Consider the following 20802-nt stretch of genomic DNA (forward strand, 5'->3'; position numbering starts at 1 on the left):
CGGCGGGAGCAGCTTCTTGAGGATGGCTTCCCGGCGCTCGTCGGAGTACTTCATCGGAACCTCGTCACGCCCCACATCGTTCAGAGTCTAACAGCCGCTGACACTCCAACTAGCTTGACAGTGGGGGGCCGATAGTTTAGAGGATGAGCTAGAGGCCACTCGCGAACATTTACAGTCGCTCATTGAAGAGCTAGCGACCGCCAATGAGGAGATGCAGTCGCTCAACGAAGAGGCCCAAGCGTCTAATGAAGAGCTTCAGGCCACGAACGAAGAGTTGGAAGCGTCCAACGAAGAGCTGCAAGCGACGAACGAAGAACTGATCAGCTTGAATGAAGAGCTCAACGTGAAAACCGGCGAGCTGACGAAGCTCAACGAAGAATATACCTATCTGTACGATGCGCTCGATTTTCCGCTACTAGTATTCGATGGTGCACTTTGTCTCAAACGCTACAATGCGCCTGCTGCACGCTCGTTCAATGTTCGTCCAACCGCGCTGATGCGCCATGTGTCGGGGCTTCGCTTACCGCAGGTGTTCGATGATCTAGAGAACGCCATGGCAGACGTTGCCCGGCAGGCTGCACCGGTGGAGAGCGTTATCGAACTCGAAGGGCGACTACTACAGCGGCTGATCACCCCCGGCATCAATCAGCAAGGGACGGTGGAGCTACTGGTCGTTACGTTGATGGACGTGACCGACCTGAGCCAAGTGCAAGCGAAGCTCAGACAATCTCAAGCGCAAATGCAAGCGCTGATGGAAAACAGCACGATCATGGTCGCGTTGAAAGATCTCAACGGACGCTACACGTTTGCCAATCCGCAGTTTCTCAAAACGTTTGGTCTCACGAAAGAGCAATTGATTGGGCGAAGTGTCTTCGAGCTTTTCCCAGACGCATACGCAGGCTCGGTATGGGCGCGGGACATGGATGCGGTGCGCTTTCAAAAAATCGTTGAGGCTGAGCATACGCTCCCCAGCGATCACGGCACTGCGCGTGTCTTGTCCTGCGTGCATCAAGTGCTACGTGACGAGCAAGGCCATCCCTACTTGATTTTGACTGAGTCTGAAGATATTACCGCGCGTAAACACGCCGAACGAGAAATGCTGGTGGCCTCGAAGGTCTTCGAGCAAGCTGGCGAGGCGATTGTCGTCATCGATGCCCAAGGCAATGTTAGGTCGGTCAATAATGCGTTTAGTCGCATTACGGGGTATGCGGCTGACGCTGTCGAGGGACAGCCCGCGCTACCCTTGCTGTACCGCGACGATGACAGCCAGGAGGGTAGGCAACGACGGGGCACTTGCTATGTGCTGTGGGAAATCGTCAAACAGCACGGATATTGGCAGGGTGAAGTGTTCAACAAACGCCGAGACGGCACGCTATTTTCGCAGTGGCTAACGCTCAATATGATCGAGCCCGATAGCCAAGACGAAGCGCTATGTGTAGCGGTCTTTTCGGACATCAGCCATATCAAGGAGTCGCAGCGCCAAGCAGAGTATTTGGCCACCCACGATGCGCTGACCGGCTTGCCGAATCGAACGCTGTTTCAGGACCGTCTCAAAGTAGCGATTGCTCACGCCAAGCGTAGTGAGCAGGCCAGCGCACTAATGTTTTTGGATTTGGACAACTTTAAGAGTATCAACGATACCCTGGGGCATGACGTTGGGGATGAGCTGCTCATTCAAGTCGCGCATCGTCTGAAAGAGCTGGTGCGGGACATGGATACCGTTGCCCGCCTAGGCGGTGACGAGTTTACGGTCATCCTCGTGGATACCTCCATCGAAGGGGCCGAGCAGGTCGCTAAGCGGATTGTCGAGGCACTCTCCAAGCCTTTCGACGTGCGCCGTCATGCGCTGTTCGTGACCTCTAGCGTTGGCTTGGCGTTCTGCCCCGATGATGGTGACGACGTGGCTGGGCTCACCAAAGCCGCTGATACGGCAATGTATCGAGCCAAAGAAAATGGTCGTGATCGGTTCGAATTGTTTAAACCCGAGCTTCAAGCACGCCTGATGCGTGATGTCGCCATCGAGCATGCCCTGCGCGACGGAATGGAACACGACCGTTTACAGCTGGTGTACCAGCCGAAATTCGTCTGTGTCGACCAAGGCGCGTTATCCGGAGCCGAGGCGCTGCTGCGGTGGGTCGATCCCACGCTGGGACAGGTAAGTCCTGTCGATTTCATACCGGTGGCCGAAGCGACCGGCCTGATTCTGGAGCTGGACCGCTACGTAGCATTGCAATTGATTCGCCAATTGGCCAAGTGGCGTGACGATGGACTGACGCCGCCGCCAGTGGCCATGAACGTATCCGCGCGTAGTTTTCAAGAGGAGCGCTTCATTACGCATCTGTTCGGCTGCTTGAAACAGTACCGGGTGCCTTGCTCGCTGATTCAGGTGGAAATCACGGAAAGTACCCTAGTGGATCGGTCGAGTTCGGCGTTGGGCAATATCGAAAAACTGCGTGAAGCGGGCATTAAACTGGCCGTGGACGACTTCGGCACTGGTTACTCATCGCTAGCGTACTTGAAGCGGCTGCCCTTGGCCGAGTTGAAAATAGACAAAAGCTTCGTGGATGGTTTAGGGGAAAAAGACGAGGGTGATCGCGCCATTGCGCTGGCGATTTTGGGTATGGCAAAGGCCTTGGGCATTCGCACCGTGGGGGAGGGGGTCGAAACCTCCTCTCAATTAGCGTGGTTGATTGAAAACGACTGTGACTTTGTTCAAGGTTACCTACTCTCGAAACCGTTACCGCTGGCCGAATTCACGGCCTTGATTACCGGCAGTGGTCACCCCCACGATGCCCCCTCTCAGGATGTAGTGTCATGACCCAATCCCGTGGCTTTATCCACCACTGTGAGCAGGAGGCGCTACACCTTTCTGGCGCCATTCAGCCCCATGGTGTGCTGCTGATTACCGATGTCGATGGCACGGTCTCACACGTTTCGGCCAATGCAGAGACTCTATTGAGGGATGTGGAGCCCCAAGTAGCCCTGGGAAAGCCGTTGCCCGCCTTTCTTGACGGTATCGTCAAAACGCTCCCCAACCTAGGTCCTGGAGAGCGGCATGCGGGTCAATGCGAAACGCCCCGGCAAGAGTTCGATGTCGTGGTGACTCAGCATCATGGGCGCGGTTGGATCTATGAATTGTATCCTGTCGATGCCCATGCCGCACCGATGGTTGCCGTCAGCCCTCCTACGGCTGTGCCGGAGAGTGCTGATGAGCTGGCAAGCCAGTGTCAGGCGCTAATGGATAGCCTGCTGGCGGTGAGTGGTTTCGACCGGTTGCTCTATTACCGTTTCATGCCAGAGGGTGATGGTGAGGTGATCGCCGAGGCGCGCCGCGAGGGCGTGACGGGCAGCTATCGTGGGCTGCGTTTTCCCGCCAGCGACATACCCTATATCGCTCGCCAACTCTATTTGAAGAACCCGTGGCGTACGATTCCCGATGCCACGGCCGCCCCTGTACCGATCTATGCGACCCAGGCCGATGCAACGCCTGACTTGAGCTACGTCGACCTGCGCAGTGCCTCGCCAGTGCACTTGGAGTACATGGCCAATATGGGCGTTGAGGGTGCCGTCTCGCTACCGATCATCCAGGGGGGAGAGTTGGATGCGCTTATCTCTTGCCATGCTGCTATGCCCAAACAGCTTACGCTCAGCCAGCTTGAGTCCATACGTACGTTGAGTGAGGGGTTTAACTTACGTCTGCGCGATTTCAAAGCGCGTCGGCGTCAGCAAGTCATCGATGGTCTGCAGCGCTACTTCGATCACGCTAAGTCGGTGCTGATGCGTCACGGCGAGCTTGAAAGCGCCTGGGACGAGTTGAGCGAGTGGTTGATGGACACCTTCAGTGTAGATGGCGTCATACTGCAGATGGGGGAGGAGTACTACCAGCAAGGCGTAGGATTGACGCCTCATGTGATGGCGATGGTCGCGACCCAGGCTGCGAAGGAGTCCAGCAATGTTTGGGTCAGCGAGTGTCTGCAGCGTGATTGCCCAGGGATGCCGCTTAGTGAAGTGGCGGGTGTGGCATTGATCAGCGATCTTCCCTTCGACTCGCATCATACCGTCAATCTTTACTTATGCCGCGTGGAGCACATTTACAACGTCACCTGGGGAGGTAATCCCGATAAGCCGGTGGATTACCGCGAAGGAGGCAGCATGGTGTCACCAAGGCGGTCCTTCGAAGCTTGGGTCGAACAGCGACTGGGGCACAGCCGACCCTGGACCAAAAGTACCCGTCTTCATCTTTTAAAACTACGTGCGCTGCTCCAGCAAGCCAAGACAATACCGTGGCGGCAAAATGAAGCATAAAGATGCAGGGGGGCTACTGGCGCAGACACTAAGGCTCGCGACGAAAGCCGACCATCGCTGCATCGACCATCATCCGGCATTGGTGACACTGCTGAGTCCTCACCTTGATAGGACCCGCTTTGGACGTGGGCTTGCGGCGCTTTATCCTGCCATTGCCGGGCTGGAGTTTACGTTAGATCAGTCGCCAGTAGATGACGAAGCGCGCTATCCATTGACCCTGCGGGAGCCACTGCTTCGCCAGGACCTCGTAGGCCTGAATCAACCGCAGCAGTCGGCTTGGCCGTTCACCGCCCCCGCCAACGCATACGAAAAGGTGGGAATGATGTACGTGCTAGAGGGGTCTCGACTGGGCGGACAGCTGATTGGTCGGCATGTTCGGCGCTTACTGGGGGAGCAGGTGCCATGCCGTTTTTTTACCGACGTGCCGCTGACTCCCCACGCATGGGCTGCTTTTTGGCACTATGCCGAAGCCGTGTGTCCTGAGTCCACATGGCCCGACGTCGTTATGGGCGCTCGCCAAGCCTTTGGTGAGTTCAACCAAGCGCTCACTGCGGCGCTTCCCGCCGACGACGCCATTACGCCAGCCCTAGCGCCCATAGAATGAATGCGTCTTGGCGTGCGGCATCCCGCCAGGCTTTGAACCTGCCCGAGGCGCCACCGTGCCCACTGCTCATGTCGGTATGCAGCAGAATGGGCGCGTCTCCCTGCTGCGCCTGTGTGACGCGGGCGTAGAACTTGGCAGGCTCCCAGTAGCTCACCCGAGTATCGAACCAGCTTCCTTCGACCCACAGCGCTGGGTAACGCTGCGGTTGGATGTTGTCGATAGGCGAGTAGCCCGCGATACGCTTGGCGACATTTGGGTCTTCAGGATTCCCCCATTCCGTGTACTCGGCCGTGGTGAGCGGCAGCGCTGGGTTTTGCATGGTGCGCAGCACATCCAGAAAAGGCACATCCAATACGGCGGCACAGAACGCCTCGGGCGCGCGGTTAAGGCAGGTGCCTACCAGTAGCCCACCGGCGCTGGCCCCATAGGCGATCACCCGCTCAGGTTGACTGACATGGGCGGTGACGAGGGCCTCACGGGCGGCTAAAAAGTCGTGAAAGCTGTTTTCTTTGTGGGCCATCTTGCCCTTCAAGTACCACGGTTCGCCGCGCTCACCACCACCCCGCACATGAGCCACGGCAAACGCGACGCCGCGTTCCAGAAGCTCCAGTCGGGCAATCGAAAACCAGGGGTCCAGTGCGTCCCCGTAGGCACCATAACCGTACAGCAGAGTGGGCAGCGGTTGGTCGGCCAAGTCGGTCCGCATGACCACCGAGATGGGCACCTGCTCCCCATCGTGGCTGGTCGCCCATATTCGGCGACTGGTCAATTGCTCAGGTGTCAGGTGGCCGTGAACGGCGACGCGCTTCAACAGTTTGCGTTGACCGCTATCGAGATCCAGGGCGTACCAGCTTGGCGGGCGGGTGAACGACTCTTCTCGTAGATGCAGCGTGCGCGTATCGAAGTGGGGCGAGTCTTCCAGAAGCTGTGAGCAAAGCGTTTCCGGCAGCGCCAAATAGCCATCGAATAGGAAATGATGTTGCGCATCCAGTTCCACACGGCGCAACCTTACCTGTGCATCTTGATGGCTGCGCTCGGCCAGAATTAGCCCCCATGAGAATGCATCCATACCTTCGAGCGTTGCATCGTCGCGGTGAGGAATCAGCGTTTGCCAAGGCGCCTGTGGGTTGCTCAACGAATCGGTGCGGATGTCTAACTGGAAGTGTGGTCCCGTTTGGTTGTTCAAGCGATAGAACGTGCCAGGGCGATGATCGATACTTACCTCTACACCCGGTTGGCGAGCATGAAGACATACCGGCGGGACGGCTGGCCGGTGGGCTGGAAGAGCAAGCACTTCCGTGGTCTCCTTCGACCCAGTTTCGATCATTAACCAGGCTTTCGAGCGTGTTTTGCCCACGCCGACCCAGAATTCCGGATCGGCTTCGCGGAAGATCAATTCAGGAGATGGCTGACCCCCGTCCTTGGCAAAAGCGACCCACAGACGCCATAAGCTGTCTGGTCGTTGGGTATCGTCGAAGCGGGTGAATAGAAGCGTGGCACCCTCGGCGCTTTGGTCTTCCGCCCAGCAAACGCTGGGGCCGATATCGCTGAGTAGCTGACGGGGCGCTCCGTTAGGCAGCCTTTTCAACCACAGCGTAAAACGCTCGTCTCCCTGAGTGTCTTCCGTCCAGGCCAGCCACTGCTCGTCGGGAGAGAGGGCCATGTCCCCCATATCAAAGAACGGCTGATGAGCAGCGCGCTCGCGGACATCGAGAAAACAGGTTTTTTGCTCTGGCTGGCCGTTGGGGTAACGCCACCAGCAAGGGTAATCATCTTCCGCGCCGGTCTCGCTCCAGAACGTAAAGTGGTCAAGCACTGTCTCTAGACTCTTGACCGCTAACTCCCTGCGTGCAAGGTGCGAACGGTAGAGCGTATCCGCTAGGGGTGAGAGGGGGGCAAACCAGTCGGCATGCTGCTGGTTGGCCGCAGTGATGAAATCGCTGACGTCAGTGCTCTCGCGGTCTTCTAACCAGTGCCATTCAGGATCATCGGCGCGATAATAGTGCGCGACGGGCGAGCCTTCGTGCATACCAGGCTGTGCTTTCATAAATTGACAGGTACCATAACGGGAAATCAACGTCGGGTGATTCCACCCACATGAGGGGTATTATGCTGTTTGCAGACTCAATGTCACTGCTGTGGTTAAGTTATTACGGTCTTTCACTGCTGGTTCTGTTAGCGGTGTACTTTGCGTTGGCCCTGTTTCCACGTCTGCCAAGATTAGTGATCACCTGGTGCGTGGCGGGCGCCATGTGGATGCCTGCGAACTACCGCTTGCCGCTGGTTGAGGAGGGGGAGTTTTATACCGGCTGGGCGCCCTCGGCGATGGTGGCGGCCGTTGGTTTCTTTGAGCACAGCGCAAGCGCCATGCGCACCGGGCTGCTGTGGGCCGTGCTGGGCGTAGCGCTGGGGGCAGGCATTGGCATCGCGCTGTGGTGGTGGCGTCGCCCGTTGCCTGAAGAGCACACCCCGCCGCGCCATCAAGCGGAAGAGGCCCCCCAGCCGACACGTCGCCGTGAACCGGTCATCCGCTAGTGGGAGAAGCAGCAAAGGAGCGCGCCCATGTGTGAATTGCTGGGCATGAGTGCCAACGTGCCCACCGATATTTGCTTCAGCTTCTCAGGCTTCTTGCACCGCGGTGGAGGCACAGGCCCGCACCGCGACGGTTGGGGTATCGCCTTTTATGAGGAGGGCGGCTATCGCGAATTCAGAGACCCTCACCCGTCCGTGGATTCACCGATTGCCCGCTTGATCTGTGAGTATCCGATCAAATCCAACGTCGTCATCAGTCATATTCGCCAAGCCAACGTGGGCGGGGTAAGGCTGGCCAACACGCATCCGTTTACCCGTGAAATGTGGGGTCGGCCTTGGTGTTACGCTCATAATGGTCAACTGAGCGACTGGCAGTCGCTGCCCTTAGGGATGTACACCCCGGTGGGCAATACCGATAGCGAGCATGCGTTTTGCTGGATCATGGGTGAACTGCGGCGCACGTTTCCTATGCCACCGGCTTCGCCAGAGGCACTATGGGAAACACTGCATTCACTATGTGAGCAGCTCAGGGGTTTAGGCGTTTTTAATTTACTCCTTTCTGACGGCGTCTATCTTTATAGCTATTGCACCACCAAGTTGGCGCACATCACTCGGCGTGCGCCCTTTGGTGAGGCGGAGCTATCTGATGCTGAGATGACAGTCAATTTCATCGAGCATACGACGCCCAACGATATCGTATCGGTCATTGCGACTGAGCCGCTCACTCAAAACGAGGCATGGCAGCGCATGGTGCCAGGGGAGTTACTGGTATGGCGTGAGGGAGAAATCAGCGCGCGATATTGTCCATAATGCAATAGGGTTAGAAGGGTATAAGCTAAAGTTGAAACGTAAGTTTCAATCGATCGTTTTACAGTGCCTTAAACGTCGTATATCGTTGGCATTTAGTCGCTTTATACAACCCCACCACAATAACAAGGTCGGTCTCATATCGACACGGATAGCGGAGATAGCCCATGAGCGAACACGCCAACACCTCTATTTTAAGCGGACCAGCGCTTGAAGGGTTGGAAGACTACCACTCTATTACGGATGTTTTTCACTCAGCCGTCTCACGTTTTTCAAGCAAGCCCGCGTTTACCTGCATGGGCAAAACGCTGAGTTTTTCCGACCTTGACCGTCTTTCGGCTCACTTCGCGGCTTGGCTTCAGCATGAGACCGACTTGGTGCCAGGAGACAGGATCGCCATCCAGTTGCCGAACGTGCTTCAGTTCCCCGTGGCAGTGTTTGGTGCCTTGCGGGCGGGGCTCGTGGTGGTCAACACCAACCCGCTGTATACCGAGCGGGAGATGGCGCACCAGTTCAAAGACTCCAATGCCAAGGCCATCGTGATCTTGGCCAATATGGCCGACAAGCTAGAAAAAGTGCTCGATAAAACGGACATCAAGCATGTATTGGTAACGCAGCTTGCCGACCTGCACGATGCCCCCAAGCGTTGGCTCATCAATGCCATCGTGAAGCACGTCAAGAAAATGGTGCCTGCCTACTCGCTGCCCAGCGCCGTTGGCTTTAGAGACGCACTGAAGAAAGGCGCGTCGCTAAAGCACACCCCTGTGGAGCGCACGTTGGAGGATTTGGCAGCGCTGCAGTACACGGGCGGCACGACCGGTATGCCTAAAGGGGCCATGCTGACCCACCGCAATTTGGTGGCGAACATGCTACAGGCCCGTTCAGCCATCGGTGAACATCTCACCGATGGTGAAGAGCTGGTAATTGCGCCGTTGCCTGTCTACCACATCTACACCTTTACCGTGAACTGCTTGTTCCTGATGGAAACCGGCAATCACTCGCTGCTCATCACCAATCCTCGAGATTTGCCCAATTTCGTTAAAGAACTCAAAGGGCTGCCGTTTACCGGTTTTATCGGCCTCAACACGCTATTTAACGCGCTATGTAATCGTGATGACTTCAAACAGCTCGACTTCTCCAAATTGAAACTGACCATTTCCGGCGGCATGGCGCTGACCAAGGCGGCTGCTCAGCGCTGGGAAGAGACCACCGGTTGCCCGATTGCCGAAGGCTACGGCCTTACCGAGACGTCGCCTATCGTCAGCTTCAACCCCAACGATGCCATTCAATTGGGCACCATTGGCAAACCGGTCGCGGGTACGTCGGTGAAAGTGGTGGATGGCGATGGCCAAGATATGCCGTTTGGAGAGCCAGGGGAGCTGTGTGTGAAGGGCCCTCAGGTCATGAAAGGTTATTGGCAGCGTGAAGAGGAAACGCGTAACGCCATCGATGATGACGGCTGGTTCCGGACAGGAGATATCGCTGTATTACAGAGCGACGGCTACATCAAAATCGTGGATCGTAAGAAGGACATGATTTTGGTGTCGGGTTTCAACGTCTACCCCAATGAGGTCGAGGACGTCGTCGCAGCACATCCAGATGTGTTGGAAGCAGCGGCCGTGGGCGTCGCCGATGAGAACGCGGGTGAGGCCATCAAGCTATTCGTGGTGTCGAAAAACAGCCAGCTCGATGCCGAGACGTTACGGGCTTGGTGCAAGAAAGAGCTAACTGCGTACAAAGTGCCCAAATACATCGAGTTCCGCGATGAGCTACCGAAGACCAACGTGGGCAAGGTGCTGCGCCGCCAACTGCGTGATCAGGAAAAGCCTTCTACGCCATAAAGCGTGAGTACTCGGTCAAGCGGACGTTAGGCGTCTCGTTCGCGAAAGCGTTACAATGGTCGGCCCACTTGCAAGTGGGCCGACGTTTATTCTGAGATGGAACCGAGCCTAACGTGACCACCGACACGCACTCATCCCGTATCGACACCCTGCAAGACAACGCTTCCTCACTAGCAACGCTCAAGGCGTCGCTAGATCACGTCATGCGGCGTGATCAGGAGCGGCTCTCGCGTCGGGTGGCGGGCCTACGGCGGCGGCAGCGAGAGAACAAACCGATCGACCGCGGTTTGAACGAGGTGGAGCGGGAGGTCGACCAAGCCAAGCAATTGCTGGCCCAGCGGGAAAGCCTCCGCGTGACGCTGGATTACCCGGCAGAGCTGCCGGTGGTAGAGCGCCGTGAGGATATTCTCGCCGCGATCCGTGACCATCAAGTGGTGGTCGTGGCCGGGGAGACGGGGTCGGGTAAAACCACTCAGTTACCTAAAATGTGTCTGGAGCTGGGTCGTGGCCGTAAAGGGTTGATTGGCCATACTCAGCCACGGCGTCTGGCGGCGCGCAGCGTCGCGGGGCGTCTGGCGGAGGAGTTGAGCGTACCACTAGGCGAGCAAGTGGGCTATCAGGTCCGTTTCAACGACCAAAGCTCACCGAGCACGCTCGTCAAGCTGATGACCGACGGAATCCTGCTGGCCGAGACTCAACACGATCCTCTGCTGCTCCGTTACGACACGCTGATCATTGACGAAGCCCACGAGCGCAGCCTGAACATCGATTTCTTGCTTGGCTACCTCAAGCGATTGCTGCCTAAGCGTCCTGATCTGAAAGTCATCATCACCTCGGCCACAATCGATGTGGAGCGTTTTGCGGCGCATTTCGGCACGCCTGAAACGCCAGCGCCGGTGGTCGAGGTGTCGGGCCGAACGTTCCCGGTAGACGTGCATTACCGTCCGTTGGCGCGCAGCGATGAGGATGAAGAGGACCGCACACTGCAAGAAGGCATCGTTCACGCCGTGCGAGAAATCGAAACGATCGAACGAGAAAAAGGCTGGCTGCATGGCCCCCGGGACGTACTGGTGTTTTTACCCGGCGAGCGGGAGATCCGTGAAACTGCCGATACGTTGCGCCGTGCTGACTTGAAAGGCACCGAGATTTTGCCGCTGTACGCGCGCCTCTCCAACGAAGAGCAGAATCGGGTGTTTGCTCCTCACCGGGGACGGCGGATCGTACTGGCGACGAACGTGGCCGAAACCTCACTCACCGTGCCGGGGATACGCTACGTCATTGACCCGGGCCTTGTGCGCATCAGCCGTTACAGCTACCGGGCAAAAATTCAGCGACTGCCCATCGAGCCAGTCAGCCAGGCCAGCGCCAATCAGCGCAAGGGCCGCTGCGGCCGGATCGCCGAAGGCGTCTGTATTCGTCTTTACGACGAAGAGGATTTTCTGTCTCGGCCCGCGTTCACCGACCCGGAGATCCAGCGTACCAACCTGGCGTCGGTCATTTTGTCGATGCTGGCACTCAAGCTAGGCAGTATCGAAGACTTCCCCTTCGTCGACCCGCCCGATAGTCGCTTCGTCAAAGATGGCTTTAGGCTGCTTTTCGAGCTCGGTGCCGTCAACGAGAAGCAGCAACTGAGCACACTGGGCCGTAAGCTGGCGAAGCTGCCCATCGACCCTCGCTTGGCCCGTATGGTGTTGGCTGGTGCAGAGCGGGGCTGCCTGCGTGACGTACTGATTGTCGTATCGGCGCTGGCGATTCAAGACCCCCGCGATCGGCCCGCCGACAAGCGCCAAGCCGCCGACCAGGCGCATCAGCGCTGGCACGATCCGGATTCCGACTTCGTGGCGTTGTTGAACTTGTGGCATGGCATTGATAACGCCCGCGATGCGCTATCCGGCAACCAGCTGCGCCGCTGGTGTCGCGAGCACTACATCAACTACCTGCGCATGCGCGAGTGGCACGATACGTTTCGCCAGCTACGCCAGCTGTTGCGGGATATGGATATCGAGGTGCCCGCGCCGCTACCCCGTGATGAGAACGAAAGCGAAGAGCAGGCCAAGCAAGCCAGACGGAAAACGTCCGGTAAGCTGCATCAGGCGTTACTATCGGGTCTGCTCTCCCATTTGGGCACGTTACTTGAAAACCGCGAGTACCTCGGCGCGCGAAACCGCAAGTTCATGATTCATCCAGGCTCAGGGCTGGCCAAGAAAACCCCCAAATGGGTCATGGCCTTCGAGTTGATCGAAACCACCAAGCTGTTTGCCCGCACCGTCGCCAAAATCGACCCCCAATGGATCGAACCGCAGGCGGAACACTTGGTGAAACGCAGCTACAGTGAGCCTCACTGGGAGATGAAGCGTGCCCAGGTGGTCGCCTTCGAGCAGGTCACTCTGTTTGGCCTACCTATCGTAGCGCGCCGTCGTGTTCATTATGGGCCCATTGCGCCACAGGAGTCGCGGGAGCTGTTCATCCGCCGGGCGCTAGTGGAAGGCGAGTTTCAAACCAAAGGGGCGTTCTTCGCCCATAATCGTGCGCTAATCGATGAAGTCGAAGCGCTAGAAGATCGCGCCCGTCGGCGGGATATTCTCGTTGACGAAGAGACGCTCTTTGCCTTCTACGACGAGCGCATACCCGCAGATGTCGTCAATGGCAAGGGCTTCGAGCACTGGCGTAAGCAGGCCGAGCGTCAGGACCCTGAGCTGCTCAAGTTCGATATCGATGCTCTCAAGGCCCGGGATGCCCATGACGTCACTCTGGCGCAGTATCCAGATCATTTAACGCTGTCTGGCGTCGCGTACCCGGTCAGTTACCACTTCGACCCGGATGCCGCCGACGATGGCGTGACCCTAACCGTGCCTGCGGCCATGCTACCGCAGTTGCCCGTTCATGCCCTTGAGTGGTTGGTGCCGGGGCTTCTACGCGAGAAGTGTATTGCGCTTTTGAAATCGCTGCCGAAAAGCATTCGTCGTCAGGTAGTGCCCATTCCTGACTGGGTCGATGCTGCATTGGAGACGCTAGCGCCCGATGAGCGGCCGCTTACCGAAGCGTTGGGTGAGTTCATTCGCCGACGTACCGGCACCCGTGTTCATCCAGACGATTGGCGTCTCGATTTGCTACCCCCGCACCTGATCATGAACGTGCGAGTGGTCGATCATGCGGGTGACATGCTTGGCCAGGGGCGCGACGTGAGGGCACTAGAGAAGCGTTTCGAAGAGGCGGCTAGTGCAGGGGCCCAGGCGTTGGCCGATCAGGCAAGCCAAGCGCCTTCGATGGACGAACTACCTCAGACACCGCTGCCCGAGTCGCGTGTGACCACGCAAGCGGGCATTCGTGTAGAAGCCTATCCAGCGCTGGTCGCCAATGGGCATCATTTCAACGTCAGCCTGTTCGATCACCCTGCGAAAGCCACTGCGGCCCACCAAGAGGGCGTTGCCCGGTTAGCCATCGCAAAGCAGCCCGAGCAAGTGAAAGCGATCAAACGCTTGCCTGGGGTGGAAAAGTGCGCGCTGCTATTTGCTAAAGTAGGCACTAAGCAGGTGCTCGTGGACGACTTGCTGCTAGCAGTGTTTACCCAGGTGGTGGCGACACATCCGCTGCCCCGCTCTGCCCCTGAGCTCGCCGAGCGTCTCGATAGGACCGGCGACTCGCTGATTCCCTATGCGGTAACGCTTTTGGAGCGGGTTGAAAACGCCTTGAAAGGGCATTTAGCCGTCACCAAGGTGCTTAAAGGGAAGCTCAATTTTGCGTTAGCGCTCGTTTACAGTGATGTGAGCGCACAGATGCAGCGGTTGGTCTATCCTGGCTTCATTCGCGATGCTGGGGAGTGGCTCGATGAGTATCCACGCTATACCGAAGCCGCGTTGATTCGCCTTGAAAAGGCGGCCCGCGAACGAGGTCGTGATCAAATGATGATGCAGGATGTCCAGGCGCTCGAAGAACGCTTCGACGCGCGACGCAAAAGCGAGCGACGCGGTAACGCTGAAGACCCGGCACTCGTGGTATTCGGCTGGTGGCTCCAGGAGCTGCGTGTTTCTCTGTTTGCGCAGCAGCTCGGAACAAAAATGCCGGTGTCAGTAAAGCGCCTGGAAAAACGCTGGGAAGAGATCACGCATCCCTAACACAGCGTTCGTCAGCACAGAGCAGGATGGTCTGCCTGCACGATACTATTTGACTGATGGTTTCGGCTTGACGTGTCGAGGCCTCTTAAGGAGACAGCATGGCCAACGTAGTGATCACCGGTACTGGACTTTACACGCCGGAAAACGCCATTGACAACGCGGCGTTGGTCGCTGCTTTCAATGCTTGGGTCGATCAGCACAACACCCAGCATGCCAACGCCATCGCACGGGGCGAACAAGAAGCATTGGCATATTCTAGCAGTGAGTTCATCGAAAAAGCCTCGGGTATCAAAAGCCGCTACGTGCTCGATGCTGACGGCATCCTTGATCCCCAGCGCATGCGACCCAAACTGCCGCAGCGTCGTAATGACGAGCCCTCCATCCAGTGTGAGATGGCCACCCAGGCGGCACGCCAAGCCTTGTCGGCGGCTGAGGTGGATGCCGCAGATATCGAGCTGGTCATCGTAGCGTGCTCTAACTTAGAACGCGCTTATCCAGCGGTAGCGGTAGAAGTACAGCAAGCATTGGGTACGTCTGGCTACGGATTCGATATGAACGTTGCCTGCAGCTCCGCCACGTTTGCGCTGGAAACGGCGGCGAATGCGATTGCGGCAGGCAGTGTCAAGCGGGCCTTGATCGTCAACCCGGAGATCTGTTCGGCGCATTTGAACTTTAGAGACCGTGACAGCCACTTTATTTTCGGCGATGCTTGTACGGCTATGGTACTGGAAAATGACGACGTGGCGGTGGCCCGGGAACGCTATGAGATCCTTGGCACGCGGCTAGTCACCAAATTTTCCAACGCGATTCGCAACAATGCTGGGTTTTTGAACCGTGTGACCGACAGTGATCCGCAGGCGTTGGACAAGCTATTCGTGCAAGAGGGACGACGCGTTTTCAAAGAGGTCTGCCCGATGGTGGCTAAGCTCATCACCGACCATCTTGCCTCGCTCGAGCTATCGGGTGCTGATCTGACGCGTATGTGGCTTCATCAGGCCAACCGCCATATGAATGATTTGATTGCACGTAAAGTGCTGGGTGTAGAACCTAGCGAGACACAGGCCCCGATCATTCTCGATCGCTATGCCAACACTAGCTCGGCAGGCTCGATCATCGCTTTCCACCTTCACCGCGAGGCGTTAACGGACGGGGATATCGGCGTTATCTGCTCGTTCGGTGCAGGTTACAGTGCGGGTAGCGTGGTGGTGCGCCGTCAGTAAGCGTGTGGCGATTCGAGAGTGAATGTTGAGAAGCGCGAGCAATACGGGAAGAGGACAACGCATGCTGAAGGGGTGGGCAATGCAAAGACAAGCGGGAAATGGATGGCAGAAGCTGTTGCCGCTTCTGCTATTCACGATGCTCGGCATGGGCGGCTGCGCGAGCACAGGGGCTTCTCAAGAGGAGGGGGCGGCAGAGGCGCAAGTGGCCGCTGATCCACAGGATCCATGGGAAGGTTTCAATCGACGCGTGTTTGCGTTCAACGACGTATTGGACCGCTACGCTCTCAAGCCGGTAGCGCAGGGGTATAAAACCATCACGCCTGAACCGGTTCAAACAGGGGTAGGTAACTTTTTCTCCAACTTGGCAGAGATACGCACGGCGCTCAACAGCTTACTCCAGGGCAAGCCTGCTAATGCAGGGCTCGCGACCTCTCGCTTTTTGATCAATTCTACGGTAGGTATCGGCGGCTTGCTGGACTACGCCACTCTGATGGAGATCACTGCCGATGAGGAGGACTTTGGTCAAACCCTAGCCGTATGGGGCTGGGAAGATTCGCGCTATTTGGTTCTTCCGCTGTTTGGCCCTAGCACGCTGCGCGATGCCACCGGTCGACCTGCCGACATGGCCGCCTATCCGCCTACCTACTTAGACGAAGATCGTGTCAGGATCGGTCTGACAGCGCTGAACATCATCGATATACGTGCGGGCTTGCTGGATCAAGAGTCGTTGATTTCGGGAGATCGCTACCGGTTCGTACGCGATGCCTATTTACAGCGCCGACAGTTCGAGGTGAACGATGGAGCGCTGGGCGATGACCCGTTTGCCATGGATGATTTTGATTTCGACGATACCGACTTTGGTGACGACGATTTCGCCGATTGAGGCCCAACATGGATCACGCTAAGCAGTTGATCGCAGTAATCGATGAGCCTGGCCCCGAGCGCGATGCGCTGGCCGAGGCGATTACTTGCGACGGCATGTGGGTGTACGCCGCCGATAACATAGCCCATTTGCCTAACGGCACTGCGTTGATCGTCGCCCATGCGCGCGCTGTGCCGCGGCAGCAATGGTCGCCGTTAACGCTTCGGCTGCCCACGCTCATCGTGAGCGACTCTCGCCAGGATGCTGACCTGATCAAGGCGATCGATGTGGGGCTGGTGGATTATATCGTGCACCCGCTACGCCATACTGAATTACTGCGCCGGATGATTCGCAAAGCGATCGAGCTGCACGCTTTGGCGCAGGAGCGTGACCGTGACCGTGAGCGCCTGGCAGAGCTCAACGAGAGCCTCGAGACGCACTTGGCGCTATTGCGGATGGATCAACAAAGCGGGGGCCATATTCAGCGCCGATTGTTGCCCGCGCATCCCAAAGTGATCAGTGGCGTTTACTACGACTACTGGTTTGCGCCATCGCTGTATTTATCAGGCGACTTTCTTGACTACCAACGTTATAACGATCGCTTCAGTGCGTTCTACTTTGCCGATGTGTCGGGGCATGGCGCGTCGTCTGCTTTCGTGACGGTGCTGCTCAAATATCTGTGTAACCGTTGGCTCAACGAGTGGGATGGCCAAGCCCCAGAGCAATTGCCCCCCCACTGGCTCGCGGCGATGAACCGTGAGCTGCAGGATACCGATATTGGAAAACATGCCACTTTATTCGTCGGTGTTATTGACCATGAGGCGCATACTCTTCACTATTCGCTCGGTGCTCAGCTACCGATGCCGCTGCTCGCGGCCGACGGTAAACTAGAGCGTCTTGCTGGGGAAGGGATGCCGGTAGGCCTTTTCCCCGATGTGGAGTATCCTTCGCTTAGCTGTGCTTTACCGGCCAATTTTCGTTTATGGCTGTGTTCAGACGGTGTATTGGAATGCTTGCCGGGTAAAACGCTCGACACGCGGCTCACGGAACTTGAGCAACTCGTTAGCGAAAGTGTCACGCTTGAGCAGCTGCGCGACCGGCTAGCCAGCACCAACTCGCTCCTCGAAAAGGGCGATGCGGATGATGAGGCGAACCAAGACCGCGATGCTTTACCCGATGACCTGACAATCATGATGGTGAGCGGATTTGGTCATGCTGATTGAAGAGGGCCGTATCAAAGCGGCGTTCGACTCTGGTGTTTTTGTCTTGAAGCTCTGCGGAGACGTGCGACTGACGCTGTGTGCCACGCTCGATACGCAAGCGCAACGCCTTGCCCAAACCCCTGGGCTCCAGGCGGTGATGATCGACCTGCGCGAAGCGACCAACGTGGATTCCACCGCGCTCGGCTTCCTTGCGAAAGTCGCTATGGCCGTCAAAGGGCGGTTGGAACAGCCGCCGACGATCATTGCCGATAACCCCGACGTGCGTCAGATGCTCGACGTCATGGGATTTGCGCGCTTTTTTACGCTAATGGAAGCGCCTCTGCAGCCCACTACCCCGCTCAGTTCGTCGATGCAAGATTTGCCAGCCGAGCCTGCCGATGAAGAGGGCCTGCGCACACGTATTTTGGAAGCGCACCGTATTTTGATGCACATGAACGAGCATAATCGTGAGCAGTTTCAACCGCTGGTCGAAATGCTCGAATCGCAATCGACGGTGACACATAAGTAAAACGCCCTCTTAGCGAGCGGTTAAGAGGGCGTCATGGTTGGGGGCTGCCGAGGCAGCGCTTACCCTTGGCGTAGCGCGCTCAGCAGTTCCTCGAGCTTACGCTGGTCGGCCATGAATTTGCGAATACCCTCGGCCAACTTGTCTGTCGCCATTTCGTCTTCGTTCATCTCCCACCGGAAATCGGCCTGCGCTAGCGCTTGCTCGATGGAGCTGCTAGCACCCATGGGCGTTAACTGCCGTGGCAATTCACCCTGCAGCTCGTCGAGTTCGTTGAGCAGAGCAGGGGAAATGGTGAGTCGGTCGCAGCCCGCGAGTGCCTGAATTTCATCGACGTTCCGGAAGCTCGCTCCCATGACGATCGTGGGGTAGCCATGGCCTTTATAGTAGTCGTAGATGCGTTTTACCGACTGTACGCCCGGATCATTGGCGCCGCTAAAGTCGGCTTCCGGCGAACGGGCTTTGTGCCAGTCGAGGATGCGGCCAACGAACGGTGAAATGAGCGTGGCACCGGCGTCGGCACATGCCTGCGCCTGAGCAAAGCCGAATAGCAATGTCAGATTGGTACGAATGCCGTCGCGCTCCAACTGGCGGGCGGCCTGAATGCCTTCCCAGGTAGAGGCCATCTTGATCAGAATACGCTCCGGGCCCACGCCGTGTTGGGCATAGCGTTCGATGAGCGAGTGCGCCTTGGCAATCGTGGCGTCACGGTCAAACGAGAGGCGGGCGCTGACTTCGGTCGATACGTAGCCGGGTACCAGCTTGCTAATTTCGCTACCGATATCCACCGCTACACGATCGACCGCGTCGTCCAGATCGGTGCTGTCTTTGGCAATACTGGCCAAGCGAGCCCGTCGCTCCTCTTGCTGGGCAGCTTGAAGAATCAGCGATGGATTGGTGGTGGCGTCCTTGGGCTGAAAACGGCGGATGGCCTCCAGGTCTCCCGTATCGGCCACCACAGTGGTCATCTCTTTCAATTGGTTTAATAGGCTAGTGGCCATGCAGTGCTCCTTGTTTGAGTCAAGGTTACTCTAACAAGGCTGACTCACGTTGAGTATGGTTGATCGGTAACGTTGGCGAAGAATCTGCGGCGCGCCACTGGTAATCAGATGCCCGGCGCTGTTGGTTTACCTTGAATTGGGCCGCTTGCTCGCGCATCCCTTCGGCGGCCGACTCCAGCGACATGGCGTCTTGTGCGGTGGCATCGACCTGCCGAGCATTCGCCTGTGTCACATGGGTTTGTTCCTGTAATGTTTTGTTGATCTCTTCGATGTGCTGGTGTTGCAGGTGGGCAGCATCGGCGATGTCGGTGATTACTCGGCGGGTCGAGGAGATCGAGCCCACCATCTCTTCGAACTGTTGACTGGCATCGCGGGATAGCTGATTACCCCGCTCGATACTCGCATTGGAAGATGCCAATAAGTGACGAATTTGGGTCGCGGCTTCCGCGCTGCGGGTGGCCAGTGAGCGTACTTCTGCAGCCACGACGGCAAAGCCGCGGCCCTGCTCACCCGCTCGCGCGGCTTCTACCGAGGCGTTGAGAGCGAGCAGGTTTGTTTGGAACGAAATGCTATTGATGACATTGACGATGTCGTTGACCTGCTTGGCGTGGGTGTCGATCTCTTCCATGGTCGACAGAAAGGCTTCCATGGTCTGGTGGCTCCGCTGTGCCTGCGCCGTCGCATGTTCGGTTAACTCTTTGGCCTGGAGAGCATGTTCAGCGGTGTGCGCCACACTATCGGTTAACGTATGGACGTTGGTTGCCGTGCTGTCCAGCGAGGTGGTTTGCTGATGAGTGCGTGTGGCGAGGTCCTCATTACCCAATGCCAAACGCTGAGCGCTTTGGAAGACGTGCTGACTGTTGTCATGTAGCTGGGTGACGGTGCCAATGAGAGAGGTTTGCATGACGCCCAAGGCAGCATAGAGCTGGCCGATTTCATTGTTACCTCGAGCGGGAACCGCCTTGCTCAAATCCCCGTCGGCCATATGACGGAAGTGGACGATCAAGTGGCGAATGGGCTGAAGCAACTGGTAATGCCCAAGCCATATCAGCGATCCCATGAGTGCGAGTGAGATCGCCATACCCAGGGCCAAGCCAACGGCGACCATGCCACCACGCTGCTCGGCCTTTTGCATCAGACTGACGCCTTGCTGATCGGCGACCTGATAAAATGCGCGTGCATGACTGGCTAGCGCCTCGCTGTGCGCCATGGCTTCCAGCGTGATTTGTCGATAGCCACTGCGGTCACCGGAGGTGATGGCATCGTGCTGCGCATCCATGCTAGCCAGCAGTTGATGGGCTCTATCATCGATGGCATCGCGTAGCGCTGAATACGGGCTGTTCTGTGTGGCTTGCAGAAAGCTATCAAGTGCCTGTGACATTTCGTTCAACTCGTACTCGACCGCTTCCAGCGCTGCAATAGGATCACCGAGCGAGGGGCGCAGTTGTCGCTCTAAAGCGCGATCCATGCGATTGAGTCCTTCTAAACTGGCGATGTGTAGTCGATTCAGCGAAGACGCTTGCTGCACGTTGACCAGCTCTAAAGCGGCCAGATCACGCTGGCTCTGCTGCATGATGTTCCATGCTAGCGCGGCAAACATCAGCAGGCAGCCCGCCATCAAGAGCAGTGCCGATAGGCTTAGCTGGCGTAACGAAATGTTTTCAAGTTTTGTGAGTGTCATCATGCCCCCAGGTATTCCTCATTCGACTCATGAAGCCAGCTTAATAGGCAAATGTTTCAGTTCTGAGTGAACGGTGCGAGATCCTGGGGTTGAGTGTATGATTAGC

Annotated in this window: 14 protein-coding genes; 11 read left to right on the forward strand and 3 right to left on the reverse strand. The window is 57.3% G+C overall.

The features are described from left to right. The first annotated feature begins 211 nt into the window (after positions 1-211). From MHM37_RS15880 to MHM37_RS15890, 3 genes are read left to right on the forward strand one after another with little or no spacing between them, the layout of a single operon-like run. Positions 212-2818, forward strand: coding sequence for an EAL domain-containing protein (locus MHM37_RS15880; protein ID WP_239297294.1), 2607 nt, complete (start codon positions 212-214; stop codon positions 2816-2818). Beyond that, entirely contained in the window at positions 2815-4305 is a 1491-nt protein-coding gene (locus MHM37_RS15885; protein WP_239297295.1) for a GAF domain-containing protein, read from the forward strand. The genes MHM37_RS15880 and MHM37_RS15885 overlap by 4 nt, the downstream gene beginning before the upstream one ends. Further along, positions 4295-4909: a biliverdin-producing heme oxygenase gene (locus MHM37_RS15890; RefSeq protein ID WP_139525625.1), complete on the forward strand. Its 615-nt coding sequence runs from the start codon at positions 4295-4297 to the stop codon at positions 4907-4909. Before MHM37_RS15885 ends, MHM37_RS15890 begins: the two co-directional genes overlap by 11 nt. On the opposite strand, the gene MHM37_RS15895 is transcribed toward MHM37_RS15890, so the two are convergent. After that, positions 4881-6956, reverse strand: coding sequence for a prolyl oligopeptidase family serine peptidase (locus MHM37_RS15895; RefSeq protein ID WP_219863256.1), 2076 nt, complete (start codon positions 6954-6956; stop codon positions 4881-4883). The genes MHM37_RS15890 and MHM37_RS15895 overlap by 29 nt on opposite strands. Before the next feature lie 62 nt (positions 6957-7018). On the opposite strand from MHM37_RS15895, the gene MHM37_RS15900 reads away from it, so the two are divergent. The 8 genes from MHM37_RS15900 (at position 7019) to MHM37_RS15935 (ending at position 18017) form a co-directional block, all read left to right on the forward strand. Further along, positions 7019-7444: a hypothetical protein gene (locus tag MHM37_RS15900; RefSeq protein ID WP_139525627.1), complete on the forward strand. Its 426-nt coding sequence runs from the start codon at positions 7019-7021 to the stop codon at positions 7442-7444. A gap of 27 nt (positions 7445-7471) precedes the next feature. Next, positions 7472-8251, forward strand: a complete 780-nt coding sequence (locus MHM37_RS15905; protein ID WP_153842443.1) for a class II glutamine amidotransferase — start codon at positions 7472-7474, stop codon at positions 8249-8251. A gap of 164 nt (positions 8252-8415) precedes the next feature. After that, positions 8416-10089, forward strand: a complete 1674-nt coding sequence (locus MHM37_RS15910; RefSeq protein ID WP_239297296.1) for an AMP-binding protein — start codon at positions 8416-8418, stop codon at positions 10087-10089. 203 nt (positions 10090-10292) lie between these two features. Further along, entirely contained in the window at positions 10293-14204 is a 3912-nt protein-coding gene (gene hrpA / locus MHM37_RS15915) for an ATP-dependent RNA helicase HrpA (RefSeq protein WP_231125545.1), read from the forward strand. Positions 14205-14302: 98 nt separating this feature from the next. Beyond that, entirely contained in the window at positions 14303-15424 is a 1122-nt protein-coding gene (locus MHM37_RS15920; protein WP_239297297.1) for a beta-ketoacyl-ACP synthase III, read from the forward strand. Positions 15425-15503: 79 nt separating this feature from the next. Further along, positions 15504-16307 (forward strand): VacJ family lipoprotein, encoded by an 804-nt coding sequence (locus MHM37_RS15925; protein ID WP_231125525.1) that lies wholly within the window; start codon positions 15504-15506, stop codon positions 16305-16307. 8 nt (positions 16308-16315) lie between these two features. Beyond that, on the forward strand, positions 16316-17509 hold the full coding sequence (locus MHM37_RS15930; RefSeq protein WP_139525633.1) for a fused response regulator/phosphatase: 1194 nt from the start codon (positions 16316-16318) through the stop codon (positions 17507-17509). Continuing rightward, a complete protein-coding gene (locus MHM37_RS15935; protein WP_139525634.1) occupies positions 17499-18017 on the forward strand; it encodes an STAS domain-containing protein in 519 nt (172 codons plus the stop codon). The genes MHM37_RS15930 and MHM37_RS15935 overlap by 11 nt, the downstream gene beginning before the upstream one ends. A 59-nt stretch (positions 18018-18076) precedes the next feature. Here the strand turns inward: MHM37_RS15935 and tal are convergent, their stop codons facing one another. Further along, the gene (gene tal, locus MHM37_RS15940; RefSeq protein ID WP_219863260.1) at positions 18077-19015 is read right to left on the reverse strand and encodes a transaldolase; all 939 of its coding nucleotides are present in this window, start codon (positions 19013-19015) and stop codon (positions 18077-18079) included. A 25-nt stretch (positions 19016-19040) separates the two neighbouring features. Further along, entirely contained in the window at positions 19041-20699 is a 1659-nt protein-coding gene (locus MHM37_RS15945; RefSeq protein ID WP_239297298.1) for a methyl-accepting chemotaxis protein, read from the reverse strand. Between the last annotated feature and the right edge of the window lie 103 nt (positions 20700-20802).

The sequence above is a fragment of the Halomonas sp. MMH1-48 genome, from assembly GCF_022348105.1.
GTDB classification, from domain to species: Bacteria; Pseudomonadota; Gammaproteobacteria; order Pseudomonadales; family Halomonadaceae; genus Vreelandella; species Vreelandella piezotolerans.

Bases quoted from the DNA above. Each gene is read 5' to 3' on its own strand.
- MHM37_RS15890 (WP_139525625.1), top strand. From the start codon at position 4,295: ATGAAGCATAAAGATGCAGGGGGGCTACTGGCGCAGACACTAAGGCTC.
- MHM37_RS15880 (WP_239297294.1), top strand. From the start codon at position 212: ATGCAGTCGCTCAACGAAGAGGCCCAAGCGTCTAATGAAGAGCTTCAG.
- MHM37_RS15920 (WP_239297297.1), top strand. From the start codon at position 14,303: ATGGCCAACGTAGTGATCACCGGTACTGGACTTTACACGCCGGAAAAC.
- MHM37_RS15905 (WP_153842443.1), top strand. From the start codon at position 7,472: ATGTGTGAATTGCTGGGCATGAGTGCCAACGTGCCCACCGATATTTGC.
- MHM37_RS15895 (WP_219863256.1), bottom strand. From the start codon at position 6,956: ATGAAAGCACAGCCTGGTATGCACGAAGGCTCGCCCGTCGCGCACTAT.
- MHM37_RS15910 (WP_239297296.1), top strand. From the start codon at position 8,416: ATGAGCGAACACGCCAACACCTCTATTTTAAGCGGACCAGCGCTTGAA.
- MHM37_RS15885 (WP_239297295.1), top strand. From the start codon at position 2,815: ATGACCCAATCCCGTGGCTTTATCCACCACTGTGAGCAGGAGGCGCTA.
- MHM37_RS15945 (WP_239297298.1), bottom strand. From the start codon at position 20,699: ATGATGACACTCACAAAACTTGAAAACATTTCGTTACGCCAGCTAAGC.
- hrpA (WP_231125545.1), top strand. From the start codon at position 10,293: ATGCGGCGTGATCAGGAGCGGCTCTCGCGTCGGGTGGCGGGCCTACGG.
- tal (WP_219863260.1), bottom strand. From the start codon at position 19,015: ATGGCCACTAGCCTATTAAACCAATTGAAAGAGATGACCACTGTGGTG.
- MHM37_RS15925 (WP_231125525.1), top strand. From the start codon at position 15,504: ATGCAAAGACAAGCGGGAAATGGATGGCAGAAGCTGTTGCCGCTTCTG.
- MHM37_RS15900 (WP_139525627.1), top strand. From the start codon at position 7,019: ATGCTGTTTGCAGACTCAATGTCACTGCTGTGGTTAAGTTATTACGGT.
- MHM37_RS15935 (WP_139525634.1), top strand. From the start codon at position 17,499: ATGCTGATTGAAGAGGGCCGTATCAAAGCGGCGTTCGACTCTGGTGTT.
- MHM37_RS15930 (WP_139525633.1), top strand. From the start codon at position 16,316: ATGGATCACGCTAAGCAGTTGATCGCAGTAATCGATGAGCCTGGCCCC.